Origin of the sequence: Streptomyces sp. NPDC101118 (genome assembly GCF_044759445.1) — a bacterium.
Classification (GTDB): domain Bacteria; phylum Actinomycetota; class Actinomycetes; order Streptomycetales; family Streptomycetaceae; genus Streptomyces.
Genome location: NZ_JBIVZG010000028.1, coordinates 47,322 through 59,819 on the forward strand (window position 1 = coordinate 47,322; position 12,498 = coordinate 59,819).

Here is a 12,498-nt window from a genome sequence, read left to right on the forward strand (position 1 = left end):
TCGGCGGCTCGGCGGCTCGTCGGCTCAGAACAGGGCCGTGTAGTCCCGTACCGCCCCGTCGTCGCCCCCGAACCGGAAGAGTTCGGCCCGCTCGCGGGCGCCGAAGGGCCCGTCCGCGCGCCCGGTCCCCCGGTACAGGTGGACCACGCCCTCCCGGTCCTGGGCGAGCAGGTCCGGACGGCCGTCGTCGGTGAGGTCACCCGTCGCCGCGACGGCGCGGTACTGGCGCCAGTCCGTGCCGTCCGCGATCCGCGTCCGGCCGCCGAAGGGGGCCTTGGCGTCGCCGGTGCCCGCGTACAGCCACAGCGCGCCCGTGCCGTCCACGGCCAGCAGGTCGGCCTTGCCGTCCCTGGTCAGATCACCGGCGCCGACCAGCCTGTCGTACTGGTTCCAGCCGCCGCCGACCTTGGCCCGGGCCGCGAACGGGGCCTTGGCGTCCTTGGTGCCCGCGTACAGCCACAGCACCCCGGCCGGGTCCCGGGCCAGCAGGTCGGCGCGGCGGTCGCCGGTCAGGTCACCGGCGCCGGTGATCTCCCGGTACGCCTTCCAGCCCGGGCCCACCTTGGTACGGGGCGCGAGCGAGCCGGAGGTCTCCGTCGGCGCGTAGCTCCACAGCACGCCTGCGGAGTCCCGGCCCAGGATCCGGCCGCCGGTGCCGCGGCCGGTCACCGGGGCGGTCTTGGTCAGCTGGTCGTACGCGTTCCAGCCGGGCCCCACCAGGTCCGCCCGCTCGACGAGGCCGTCGGCCCGGCCGGTGCCGGAGTGCTGCCGGAGGCGGCCGTCCGGGGTGCGGCCGAAGAGCTGGTGGCGGTCGCGGACCCGGTACGGGCTGTCCACCTGGAAGGAGGCGGTGCGGGCCGGGTTGGCCTCGTCGGACGTCCAGACCTCGTACCGGGCACGGACGTCCAGGTGCCAGGCCTGGAGCCGCTCCTCGGACGTGACCCGGTAGGTCAGGTTCACGTCGCCGGGCTTCCGGACGTCGCACTCGACGGCGGGGCCGTCGTGCCAGTCCGGCACGCACGTGGCGTCCGGCCCGGCAGAGACGGAGTCGATGGTGTAGCGGTCGTCCTCGTAGTCCATCCGCCGCTCGGTGGCCGGCGCCGCGGACTGGACGAGGGCCACGGAGAGGCGGCCGGTGTGGACGGCCTTGAGCGCGACGGTGTGCGTCACCGCCGCGCCGGCCTTCAGCCGCGGGGTGGTGAGGGTGATCGTGTTGCGGGCCACTTCCGCGGGCGTCCGCACGGTCACCCGGCGGGCGGCGTGGGTGCTGTCCTCCCGCAGCAGGCCGGCGGTCTGGGCCTCCTTGACGCCCTGCTCCAGGTCGCCGCCGGAGGGCACGTACACCACTCCGTAGTACGCGGTGGCCCCGTCGGCCGCCCTCGCCCCGGCGCCCACCAGCGGCGACGGGATGTGGCCCAGCCCCTTGGCGGGGCACAGGAAGACGCCGGCGACCCCGGGCTTCGCCTTGCAGGTCTCGAAGGAGGCCAGGTCCACCGTCATGCCGGCCGGTGCCCCGCCGGCCCGCCAGGCCGGGTCGGTCAGGGGCTTGCCGCCGACCGCGTAGACGAAGGTGCCCTCGGGCTGCCCGCTGCCGTCGGTCGCCAGCTGCGGGTTGATCCAGGCCCGGTCGCCGGGCCTGATCACGTGGTCGGTCACCTGCTCGAAGCCGAAGCGGGGCTCGGCGGCGGCGGTTCCGGTCAGGGTGCCGGTGGCGACGACAGCCACCGCGCCCCCCAGCGCCGCCAGGACGCGCATGCGCATGTGTGTGTTCCCCCAGAAGGGCGGCCGGTCAAGCCGCTGTTGCCGGCGCCGGGTGTCTCCCTGCGGCGCCGGTCGGGAACTTACCCGACACCTCTGACATTCAGGGCAGCTGGGGTGACCGCGAGGCCGCGCGCAGGGCGATCCGGGTGTTGGACTGCGCCACGCCCGCCTCCCGCTTGAGCCGGCGCAGCAGCGCGTCGAGCGCCGCGGGGTCCGCGGCGCGAGCCCGGACCAGGTAGTCGTGGGCGCCGGTGACGTGGACGACCTCCGTGATGCCGGGGAGCGTGGCGACCCGGGCCTCGAACTGCTCGTTCGTGGTGTCCTCGCGCAGGGTCACGTCGATGAACACCACCAGCCCGCCGCCGGTGTCGGCCGCCGGATCCACCAGCACGGTGAAGGCGCGGATCACCCCGTCGCGGCGCATCCGCCGGACCCGGTCGGCGGCGGCGTTGGCGCTGAGGCCGACCCGTACGCCGAGGTCGCGGTACGAGATCCGCGCATCCTGCTGCAGGATCCCGAGGATCTCCCTGTCGAGCCGGTCCATACCGCGATTATCGCGGTGCGGGCCGGTAATCGCTGCCGCGGCCGGACCCGAGCGGTCCAGTCTCGGGCCCATGAGCGGACTGTGGACGACAGCGGTGGCGGGTGCGGCGGCGGGCCTGGGCGTGGCGATGCCCGTGGGGGCGATGGGCGTGCTGCTGCTCCAGGAGAGCATGCGCGGGCGGCGCGGTGCAGTGGCCGCGGCGGCGGCCGTGGCCGTCGTCGACCTCGCGTACGCCGCCCTCGCCACCGCCCTCGGCCCGCTGGTCTCGGCCGCGCTGTCGGACGTGGAGGCCTGGGTGCGACTGCTCTCGGCGGCCGTCCTGCTGACCATCGCCGCCCGCGGGCTGTGGACATCGCGGAACGCGGCGGGCGCGGGCGCGCCGGGCGAGGGCGGGCCGGTGGCCGGTGCGGGGCCGGTGGCGGGCGGCGGGCCGTCGGCGGGTGCGGCGGCGGTGGCGATCGGTGCCGGGGCGGCGGCAACGGGCTCCGGGCCGGCGGCGCCGGCGAACCCGGCCGCAGCCACCGCCTCCGGTCCCGCAGCCACCGCCTCCGGTCCCGCGGCGGCCGGTCCGAGCCCCGCCCGCACCTTCCTCCGCTTCGCGGCGCTGACCGCCATCAACCCCACCACCGCCCTCTACTTCGCGGCCCTGACCACCGCCCAGGGCGACGAGCTGGCCCGCGGCACCGCGGGGGCCGTGTTCGTCGCGGCGGTCTTCGCCGCCAGCCTCCTCTGGCAGCAACTCCTCGTGCTCGCCGGGTCGTTCGCCGGCACCCGGATCTCCGACGCCGCCCGCGCCTGGACCTTCCGGATCGGCTACGGTCTGGTCGCCGTGTACGCCGTGAAGATCGCCCTCCCGTTGCCGTGACGCCGTAGGGTACGGGCGTGACCGCCCTCTTCCCGGCGCTGGACGCGCCCTCCGACCGCATCGCCCTGCGCTTCGACGGGCGGACGCTGACCTACCGTCAACTGGCGGACGCGGCAGGCCCCCTGGCCGCACGCCTGGCCGGGGCCGGCGGGGTCGCGCTGTGGGCCACCCCCACCCTGGAGACCGCGGTCGGGGTGGTCGCGGGGCTGCTGGCCGGGGTGCCGGTCGTACCGCTGAACCCGAAGACCGGCGCGCGGGAACTCGTACACGTCCTGGACGACAGTGCACCCTCCCTCGTGCTCGCGGCCACGGACGCTCGACTCCCGGCGGAGCTGGCCGGGCTGCCGCGCCTCGGCATCCCCACCGAGGGCGACACCGCGGACGGCCCGGCCGCCGCCCCGGCCCTGGACGCGGCCGGCGACGACGCCCCGGCCTTCGTGATCTACACCTCCGGCACCACCGGGCCGCCCAAGGGCGCGGTGCTGCCCCGCCGGGCCGTCGCCGCCACCCTGGACGCCCTGGAGGACGCCTGGGACTGGACCGCGGCCGACACCGTGGTCCACGCGCTCCCCCTCTTCCACGTGCACGGCCTCGTCCTCGGCACCCTGGGCCCGCTGCGCCGCGGCGGCACCGCCCACCACCTGGGCCGGTTTTCCGCCGAGGGCGTCACGCGGGCGCTGGACGAGGGCGGCACGATGCTCTTCGGCGTACCGACCATGTACCACCGGCTCGCCGACGCGGTCGGCACCGACCCGGCCCTCGCCAAGGCCCTGGCGGACGCCCGGCTGCTGGTCTCCGGCTCCGCGGGGCTGCCCCTGCACGACCACCGGCGGATCGCGGCGGCGACCGGGCGCCGGGTGATCGAGCGGTACGGCATGACCGAGACCCTGATGAACACCAGCGTCCGCGCCGACGACACCGCCTCCGCCCCCGGCACGGTCGGCGTCCCGGTGCGGGGCGTGGAGCTGCGGCTGGCCGACGACGCGGGCGCGGTGCTCGACGCGTACGACGGCGAGACCATCGGCGAGATCCAGGTGCGCGGCCCGAACCTCTTCACCGAGTACCTGAACCGGCCCGACGCCACGGCCGGTGCCCTGACCGCGGACGGCTGGTTCCGCACCGGCGACATGGCCACCCGCGACGCGGCCGGGCACCTGCGGATCGTCGGCCGCAAGGCCACCGACCTGATCAAGAGCGGCGGCTACAAGATCGGCGCCGGCGAGATCGAGAACGCCCTCCTCGACCACCCGGGCGTGCGCGAAGCGGCCGTGACCGGCGAACCCGACGCCGACCTCGGCGAGCGGATCGTGGCCTGGGTGGTGCCGGCCGACCCGGCGGCCCCGCCCTCCGCCGACGAACTGACCGCGCACGTGGCCGGGCTCCTCGCCCCGCACAAGCGCCCCCGCGCGGTCCGCTTCCGCGAGACCCTTCCCCGCAACGACCTGGGCAAGATCATGAAGCGGGCGCTGGCCGCGGAGCGCCTCACCGCCCGCGAGACCCTCGACGCGCTCACCGAGCCCGGCTCCTTCACCGAGCTGCCCGCCCCGGCCCGCACGTCCCGGCCCGACGGCCCGCTCGGCTGGGCGGGTTACGACGCCTCGCGCGCCCGCGCCGCCGGGCGCACGGGCGAGGACGAGTCCGTGGTCTGCGGCACGGCCCGGGTGGGCGGCCGGGAAGCGGTGCTGGTCTCCTTCGAGTTCGGCTTCCTCGGCGGTTCCCTGGGCGAGCGCACCGGGGACCGGCTGGAGGCCGCGTACACGTATGCGCGCGAGCACCGGCTGCCCCTGGTGTCGCTGATCGCGACCGGCGGCTCGCGCATGCAGGAGGGGATGCTCGCGCTGACCCAGCTCCAGCGGGTGGCCCGCCAGTCGGTGCTGACGCGGGCCGCGGGGCTGCCGCAGATCGCGGTGCTGCGCGACCCGACCACCGGCGGCGGCTGGGCCACGCTGGGGGCCGGGGCGGACGTGGTGCTGGCGCTGCCCGGTGCGCAGGTCGGCTTCGCGGGGTCGCGGGTGCGTCCGGCGGACGCCGACCCGGGCGCCTACACCGCCGAGGGCCAGTACGCGGCGGGGCACGTGGACGCCGTGGTGCCGCGGGCGGAGCTGCCGGGGGTGGTGGGCGGGTGGCTGCGGCTGCTCGCCCGGGCGGTGGGGGCTGCTGGGGCGGTGGGGGCTGCCGGGGCCGTGGGGGCTGCCGGTGCGGACGCCGGTGCTGCCGGGGCCGTGGAGGCCTCCGGTGCGGACTCCGGCGCTGCCGGGCCGGACGGGAGTGCCGGCTCGCACGCCGGCCCCGGCGGGCCCGTGGAGCCGCCGGCCGCGCTCGCCGCCGCCGAGCCCGCCGCGACCGGGTGGGAGGCCGTACTGCGGGCGCGCGACCCGCGGCGGCCGCGGGCGGAGGCGTACCTGGACGCGTACTTCGAGCTGCGGCTGCCGCTGTCCGGCGACCGCGCGGGCGGCACCGACCCGGGGATGCTCTGCGGGTTCGGGCTGCGCGGCGGGCGCACGGTGGCGTACGCCGCCCAGTGCGGCACCGCGACCCTCCCGGCGGGCTACCGCACCGCCGCCCGGGTGATCCGCCTGGCCGACCGGCTCGGGATCCCGGTGCTCACCCTCGTCGACACCCCGGGCGCCGCGAACGACGCCGCGGCGGAACGCTCCGGGGCGGGCGCGGCCATCGCGGACACCTTCGCGGCGGTGGCCGGGGCGCGGGTGCCGGTGACCACCCTGCTGATCGGCGAGGGCGGCTCCGGGGGCGCGCTGGCCCTGGCGGCCCCCGGCAACACCTGGGTGACGCCGGACAGCTACTTCTCCGTCATCGCCCCGGAGCTGGCCGCCGCGATCCTGAAGCGACCGCCGGAGGAGGCCCCGGCCACCGCCGGCCAGCTGCGCCTGCGCCCCCAGGACCTGGTGGACCTGGGGGTGGCCCGCGGCATCGTGGTGCCGGAGGACCGGGGCCCGGCCTGATCCGAAGGGCCCGTCCTGAAAGGCCGTCCTGAAAGGCCCGTCCGGAAGACCCGTCCGGACGGCCCGCCTAGAACCGGCCGGGCAGGCGCACGTCCAGCCGGTACAGGCGGGTGATCTGCTGCGGCAGTTCGTTGTCGTCGCTGACCAGCGTCAGCCGCAGCCGCTGCGCCCCGGCCCGCCCGGTGACGGCCATGCCCTCGATGTTGTCGACCAGCGGGTGGTTCTGCGGCAGCTTCGAGGGCGCGCCGAGCGTCGGGCAGGTGTCCAGGTCGGCCAGCAGCGTCTTGCGGGCGGTGCGCAGCCCGGGCCCCTCGGCGAGGACCGCGGTGCCGCGGGTGTCGGTGGCGCCGAGCGGGTCGGCGACGTACAGCCGTGCCGTGATCTTGAACTCGCGGGTGAAGCCGCGCTCCAGGACCAGCAGCCGCCCGTCGTGGGTGGGCGCCAGCTCCACCAGCCCGTGCCCGGGGTCGACGGCGTACGCGTACTGGCGGGCCGGCACGAACCCGCCGCCGCGCCGTTCCCAGGTCTGGACGCGCTGGAGCGTACGGCCGGACGCGTCGGTGCCGTCGCCGTCGAGGGGGCCTTCGACCCCGGCGACCAGCGTGTGACCGCCGGGCAGCAGCGTCAGGCTCTCGAAGGTCTGGTTGGGCCTGGCCCGGCCCTCGGGAGGCAGCCGCAGCGCCTGCGGGACGGGCAGGGTCCCCAGCAGCCGCCCGTCGGGCGCGTACCGGCGGACGGCGGGGGCGAACTCGTCGGTGATCAGGTAGCTGCCGTCGCGGTCGACGACGACGCCCTCGGAGTCGACGGGCCCGCCCGCGCCGTCGGCCAGCGGGAGCTGCGCGGTCGCGCGGGCGGCCGGCACGTCGCCGTCGGCGGCGTCGAGGGTGAAGAGGACGGAGCGGTCGGAGACCGCGGCGAGGAGTCCGTCGTGGCGGACGGCCAGGCCGGAGATCCCGCCGACCAGCCGTCCGTCCACGGTGGTCTTGTCGAGCGCGTCGGAGTACCCGGCCGCGGAGACGTACGGGGAGCAGGCGCGGTCCTGCTGCGTGGTGTGTGCGGCAGCGCCGGTGGCGGTGAGGGCGGTGGCGAGCACCGCCCCTGCGGTGGCGAACGTACGGAGGCGCACGGCCTTCCTTCCTGGAACGAGGACGGTGGAGGGAGGGCAGGCGGACGGACCTGCCGAACCGTCATATGACTGTTCGTAGGAAAAGGGAAGGCTTCGGCGGCCCCTGCAACGAACCGGCAACACCGCAGGCACGCCAAGGGGGTGGTACGGCCGCCCGTCCGGCCGCCGGTCCGGCCGCCGGCCCGGCCCGGGTCAGGCTTCCGGGGTGTGGGCGTCGTAGCGGGCGAAGCCCCGCCAGACGGCGGCGAGCACGGCCAGGGCCGCCACGCAGGCGATGCCGCCGCCCGTGATGGCCACGGCCGGCGAGGTGAGGTCGGCCGCGGTTCCGGCGAGGAAGTCGCCGAGGCGCGGGCCGCCGGCCACCACGACGATGAACACGCCCTGGAGGCGGCCGCGCAGGTCGTCGGGGGTGGCGGCCTGGAGCATGGTGGTGCGGAACACCATCGAGATGGTGTCGGCGCAGCCGGCGAGGGCGAGGAAGAGCAGGCCGAGCCAGAGGTTGCGGGTCAGCCCGAAGACGGCGACGGCGGCGCCCCAGGCGGCCACGGACAGCAGGATGGCCAGGCCGTGCCGGCGGATCCGGCCGAGCCAGCCCGAGAAGAGGCCGCCCAGCAGTGCCCCGACGGCCGGGGCGGCCACCAGCAGGCCCACGGTCTTGGCGTCGCCGCCGTACCAGAGCCCGGCGATGGCCGGGAACAGCGCACGGGGCTGGGCCAGGACCATCGCGCACATGTCGGAGAAGAAGGTCATCCGGATGTTGGGCCGGGTGGCGAGGAAGCGCAGCCCGTCGACCACGGAGGCCCGGCCCCGCTTGCCGTCGGCCCGGTCGGGGCGCATCGCGGGCAGCCGCCACATCGCGTACAGGGCGGCGGAGAAGGCGACCGCGTCGATCAGGTACGCCGCCTGGTAGCCCCACAGGCCGACGATGAAGCCGCCGAGCATCGGGCCGATCATCATCCCGGACGTGGTGGTCACCGACTGGAGGGCGTTGGCGGCCGGCAGCTGCTCGGGCGGCAGCAGCCGGGGGATCATGGCGGACCTGGCGGGCGAGTTCAGGGCGCCGCACACCGCCTGGAGGGCCACTACGGCGTACAGGAGCCAGACCCGGTGGTACCCGGCGAAGGCGGCACCGGCCAGGGCGACGGACAGCACGGCGGCGCCGAGCGCGCTGTACAGGCCGAGCCTGCGGCGGTCTACGGTGTCGGCGATGGCCCCGCCGTACAGGCCGAAGGCGACCAGGGGGACGAGCGAGAAGAGCCCGACGAGGCCCACGGAGAAGCTGGACCGGGTGATCTCGTACACCTGGAGCGAGACGGCGAGGGCCGTCATGGCCTGGCCCATCCAGGAGATGGTGTTGCCGAGCCAGAGCCGCCGGTAGTCGGCGGAGGTGCGCAGGGGGGTCAGGTCGGCGAGGATCCGCCGCTTGGGCGGTGTCGAGGTCGTAGCGGTCACACGGGATGGTAGATCGTTCGCACTTGAACCATCCGCCCCGCCCACCCCTCGGGACGGCGGGCGCCCCGTGAGCTGCGCCGGGACGGGGGCGAGTACCCGCCACACGCCGGGCGTTCACCCGCGATTGACTGAATAGACGTTCGCTCCGCACCCGCCGGTCGGCTCATCATGAAACCGACTCGTATGTCCAGGGAGGCGTAGTGATCGAACCTGGCAAGAGCACATCACGTACGTGGTCCTGGGCGCCGGACACGGTTCCGGCGCCCTCACTGACCCTCGGCGTCGAGGAGGAGTTCCTCCTCGTGGACGCCCAGACCTGGCGGGTGGCGCCCGTCGCCCCCGAAGTCCTCTCCGACGTCGGCGAGGTGCCCCAGATCCACTCCGAGGGCACCCGCTACCAGGTGGAGATAGCCACCCCGGTCGCCGACACCGCCGACCAGCTGCGCGACGAGCTGACCGCGCTCCGCCGCGTCCTGGCCAAGACGGCCAGGGAACACGGCTGCCGGCTGCTGGCCAGCCCCTCGCCCGTCCTCACCGTGCGCACGCCCCCGCACCTCAACGACGACGAACCGCGCCAGCGCGCGCAGTTCCAGCGGTTCGGGGCGCTCACCGACAACCTGGTCGGGTGCGGCCGGCACATCCACGTCGGCACGCTCGACACCGACACCGCGGTGGCCGTGGCCAACCGCGTACGGCCCTGGCTGCCCACGCTGATCGCGCTGGGCGCCAACTCGCCGTTCTGGGGCGGCCGCGACACCGGCCACGCCAGCTGGCGGGCGATGGCCTGGTCCACCTGGCCCTCCGCGGGGCTGCCGCCGCACTTCAGCTCCACCGCGCACTACCGGCGCTCGGTGGAACTGCTGCTGACCTCGGGTGCCGCGCTCGACACGAAGATGGTCTATTGGGACATGCGGCCTTCCGGGACCTGGCCGACGCTCGAGATCCGGGCGCCCGACATGTCCCCCGGGCTGGACGTGGCCGTGCTGCAGGCCGCGCTGGGGCGGGCCCTGGTGGCCGCGGCGCTGAAGTCCCTCGCGGCCGGCGAACCCGCCGCGACGGTCCGCGACGAGGTCCTGCAGCTGGCCCGCTGGCGGGCCGCCCACGACGGCCTGGAGGGGTACGGACTCGACCCGTTCACCGGTACGGAGCTCCCGGCGGCCACCCTCGCCGAAGCCCTGCTGGACCTCCTCGCCCCGGAGCTCGCCGCGGCGGGCGACCTGGAGCACGCGTCGGCGACCCTGGCGACCCTGCTCCGCGACGGCTCGGGCGCCCACCGGCAGCGCGCCGTCTACGCCCGCAGGGAGAGCCTCACGGACGTCCTCCACCACCTGGCCGACGCCACCGAATCCCTCTGACCCACCGCGTGCCGGCCCACCACCCGCGCCCGGCACGCCCCACCCCCGCGGGGCTCCCCCCGAACCCCCCACGACCACTCCGGGGCCACCACCGAACCACCGGGCGCCGCGCCACGGCGGCCCCACCCGGCCCCCGCCCCACCAAGGGCCCGCCCATCCCGCCCCGGCCCCACACCCGACAAGCCCCCTGCCCCGACCCACCCCGCGCCTCACCCACGCCTCACCCGCGCCCGGATCGCGGCCCCCGCCTGCGCCGGGACCGCAGCCCCCTCACCCGCGCCGGGGCCCGCAACGCCTACGCCCTCACCCCTCCGGGACCACGACCCCCCGCCTCACCGGCGCCCGGACCTCACCCGCCCGCCCCACCGGACCCACCCCCACCGGGCAAGACCACCGACCCCGAGGGCCACCAGGACCGCCCCCCCAGTCGATGACGTGCGGCAACCCGGGCCAGAACCCGAAGACCGCGAGCGTCCCGGCCATCCCGGCCCCGAAGGCCACCACACCCCCGCGCACTGCACCCCGGCCCTGGCCCTGCTCGTCCATGAGGACCCTCACTTCGTGATGCTCTGGCACCGACCCAACCGCCGCACCCCTCCCACACCGAAGTGCGCACTCCTTGCCCTGACGAGGCAGCGGGCGGGGAGCGTTGCTCCACACGGCATGAATCCCACACCGCCATGCGTGCCGTCCCGCGCCCTCACCGGGCGGATCCGCCCGCCCGTGGAAGGGTGGGACCCACAAACGGGCGCACCGGAGGGCATCGGCATGGCGGACGAGGACCGGCTGGCCGGCCGGCAGCGGGCGCACTGGCAGGAGACCTATCGGGCGCATCCCGGGATGTACGGTGCGGGGCCGTCCGAGGCAGCCGTGTATGCCGCCGCGGTGTTCCGGGAGGGCGGGGACGTGCTGGAGCTCGGGGCCGGGCACGGGCGGGACGCCCTGTACTTCGCCCGCCGGGGCTTCACCGTGCACGCCACGGACTTCTCCGCCAGCGGCCTCGCACAGCTCCGTGCCGCCGCCGAAGCCGAGGGCCTCGCCGCCCGCGTCACGACCGCCGTCCACGACGTACGCGAACCGCTGCCGCTCCCCGACGCCTCGGCCGACGCCGTCTTCGCCCACATGCTGCTCTGCATGGCCCTGTCCACCGAGGAGATCCACTCCCTCGTGGCCGAGGTCCGCCGCGTCCTGCGCCCGGGCGGCACCTTCGTCTACACGGTCCGCCACACGGCCGACGCCCACTACGGCGCGGGCACCCCGCACGGCGACGACATCTACGAGCACGGCGGCTTCGCCGTGCACTTCTTCCCCCGCCGCCTGGTCCACGAGCTCGCTCACGGCTGGCACCTGACCGAGATCCACGCCTTCGAGGAAGGCGGCCTTCCCCGCAGCCTCTGGCGCGTGACCCAGACCCCCCAGGACTGACGGTGCGCCGTGCGACCATCGGCCGGTGCTGACTCTCCCCGGGTACGAAGACCAGGACACCCCGCTCACCGACGGCTCCGGCTACCTGTCACGGCCGCTCTTCTGGCCCTGCCACCTCGGTTCGAGCCTGCGGGACGAGCACACCCAGGCCGTCGCCTTCGGCCCCGACTGGGACGACGCCCTGGCCCTGATCCGCGAGATCCACTCCCCCGACGCCTGGCCGGTCTTCACGGTCCACCTGCACGCGGGACACGTGCTCCACGTCGTCTACACCAACGTGGAAGGGGACGGCGGCACCGACTACCTGCTGTCCCACCCCGACCGGCCGGAACCCGTCACCCTCGCGGCGGACAACGGGCACTTCACGGGCCCCGGCCTGTCCTGGCCGGAGCTCGAAGCCGCGGCCGGCCTGCGCACCGCGTCGGGCGTCACCGACCCGGACGCCCGCCTGCTCCTGCTCTTCCCCATGCTCGGCGACACCGAGATACCCCGCGGGGCCGCACCCCGCCTCGCCGCCGCCCTGCGCGCCCTCACGATCGTCGAGGACCCGGCCGAGCTCGCCCGGCTGCTCCTGCTCCACCAGGGCCAGTGGTCGCCGGCCAACTGGTACGAGGCCGACGGCACCCGGATCTGCGACGGCTCGCACAGCCACCGCAACCCGGCCAACGACTTCGCCCTGTCCCCCGCCCAGCGCGCCGCCGCGACCCAGGCCTTCGGCGCATCGGCACCGGCCCGATGACGCACACCACACCCGCCCCCGGCGGCCTTCAACGCCCCCGAAAAACACCGAAGCCGCAGGTGCGATCGTTTCTGCACCTACGGCTTGCGGTGGGGCGGGTGGGACTCGAACCCACGGCCGACGGATTATGAGTCCGCTGCTCTAACCGGCTGAGCTACCGCCCCTTGCGGCGCGTCGCGCACATTTGTGCGCGCCGTCTGCCGCAGCATAGCCGCTCATACGATCTCCTGCTCCGGATGCCCCGCATGATCGGCTTCGCCTGCCTCAG

The 12,498-nt window shown here is 75.7% G+C and carries 9 protein-coding genes, 1 tRNA gene and 1 pseudogene; 6 read left to right on the top strand and 5 right to left on the bottom strand.

Annotation, left to right across the window (positions count from 1 at the left end; translation table 11 throughout):
• Positions 1-24: 24 nt before the first annotated feature.
• The gene (locus ACIQUQ_RS32045; RefSeq protein WP_403983064.1) at positions 25-1,761 is read right to left on the bottom strand and encodes an FG-GAP repeat domain-containing protein; all 1,737 of its coding nucleotides are present in this window, start codon (positions 1,759-1,761) and stop codon (positions 25-27) included.
• A gap of 100 nt (positions 1,762-1,861) precedes the next feature.
• Positions 1,862-2,305: an Lrp/AsnC family transcriptional regulator gene (locus ACIQUQ_RS32050; RefSeq protein WP_403983067.1), complete on the bottom strand. Its 444-nt coding sequence runs from the start codon at positions 2,303-2,305 to the stop codon at positions 1,862-1,864.
• Positions 2,306-2,375: 70 nt separating this feature from the next.
• Between ACIQUQ_RS32050 and ACIQUQ_RS32055 the strand changes: the two genes are divergently transcribed.
• The 3 genes and pseudogenes from ACIQUQ_RS32055 (at position 2,376) to ACIQUQ_RS32065 (ending at position 6,133) form a co-directional block, all read left to right on the top strand.
• Positions 2,376-3,170 (top strand): LysE family transporter, encoded by a 795-nt coding sequence (locus ACIQUQ_RS32055; RefSeq protein WP_403983070.1) that lies wholly within the window; start codon positions 2,376-2,378, stop codon positions 3,168-3,170.
• Between the two features lie 17 nt (positions 3,171-3,187).
• A pseudogene (locus ACIQUQ_RS32060) lies at positions 3,188-4,639 on the top strand (acyl-CoA synthetase); the annotation flags it as partial.
• On the top strand, positions 4,625-6,133 hold the full coding sequence (locus ACIQUQ_RS32065) for a carboxyl transferase domain-containing protein (RefSeq protein WP_403983122.1): 1,509 nt from the start codon (positions 4,625-4,627) through the stop codon (positions 6,131-6,133). The pseudogene ACIQUQ_RS32060 and the gene ACIQUQ_RS32065, both read left to right, overlap by 15 nt.
• Before the next feature lie 67 nt (positions 6,134-6,200).
• Here the strand turns inward: ACIQUQ_RS32065 and ACIQUQ_RS32070 are convergent, their stop codons facing one another.
• The gene (locus ACIQUQ_RS32070; RefSeq protein WP_403983073.1) at positions 6,201-7,259 is read right to left on the bottom strand and encodes an esterase-like activity of phytase family protein; all 1,059 of its coding nucleotides are present in this window, start codon (positions 7,257-7,259) and stop codon (positions 6,201-6,203) included.
• A 192-nt stretch (positions 7,260-7,451) separates the two neighbouring features.
• Positions 7,452-8,711 (bottom strand): MFS transporter, encoded by a 1,260-nt coding sequence (locus tag ACIQUQ_RS32075; RefSeq protein WP_403983076.1) that lies wholly within the window; start codon positions 8,709-8,711, stop codon positions 7,452-7,454.
• Positions 8,712-8,911: 200 nt separating this feature from the next.
• Here ACIQUQ_RS32075 and ACIQUQ_RS32080 point away from each other — a divergent pair, with 200 nt between their 5' ends.
• The 3 genes from ACIQUQ_RS32080 (at position 8,912) to ACIQUQ_RS32090 (ending at position 12,230) form a co-directional block, all read left to right on the top strand.
• A complete protein-coding gene (locus tag ACIQUQ_RS32080; RefSeq protein WP_403983079.1) occupies positions 8,912-10,066 on the top strand; it encodes a glutamate--cysteine ligase in 1,155 nt (384 codons plus the stop codon).
• Between the two features lie 768 nt (positions 10,067-10,834).
• Positions 10,835-11,491 carry a class I SAM-dependent methyltransferase gene (locus tag ACIQUQ_RS32085; protein WP_403983082.1) on the top strand — a complete coding sequence of 219 codons (657 nt, stop codon included), beginning with the start codon at positions 10,835-10,837 and terminating at the stop codon, positions 11,489-11,491.
• Between the two features lie 25 nt (positions 11,492-11,516).
• The gene (locus ACIQUQ_RS32090) at positions 11,517-12,230 is read left to right on the top strand and encodes a hypothetical protein (protein ID WP_403983084.1); all 714 of its coding nucleotides are present in this window, start codon (positions 11,517-11,519) and stop codon (positions 12,228-12,230) included.
• A gap of 90 nt (positions 12,231-12,320) precedes the next feature.
• Here ACIQUQ_RS32090 and ACIQUQ_RS32095 read toward each other — a convergent pair.
• A tRNA-Ile gene (locus ACIQUQ_RS32095) sits at positions 12,321-12,394 on the bottom strand.
• Positions 12,395-12,498 lie beyond the last annotated feature (104 nt).

Excerpts from the sequence above, each read along its gene's own strand:
- ACIQUQ_RS32045 (WP_403983064.1), bottom strand. The coding sequence starts at position 1,761 with ATGCGCATGCGCGTCCTGGCGGCGCTGGGGGGCGCGGTGGCTGTCGTC.
- ACIQUQ_RS32050 (WP_403983067.1), bottom strand. The coding sequence starts at position 2,305 with ATGGACCGGCTCGACAGGGAGATCCTCGGGATCCTGCAGCAGGATGCG.
- ACIQUQ_RS32055 (WP_403983070.1), top strand. The coding sequence starts at position 2,376 with ATGAGCGGACTGTGGACGACAGCGGTGGCGGGTGCGGCGGCGGGCCTG.
- ACIQUQ_RS32065 (WP_403983122.1), top strand. The coding sequence starts at position 4,625 with ATGAAGCGGGCGCTGGCCGCGGAGCGCCTCACCGCCCGCGAGACCCTC.
- ACIQUQ_RS32085 (WP_403983082.1), top strand. The coding sequence starts at position 10,835 with ATGGCGGACGAGGACCGGCTGGCCGGCCGGCAGCGGGCGCACTGGCAG.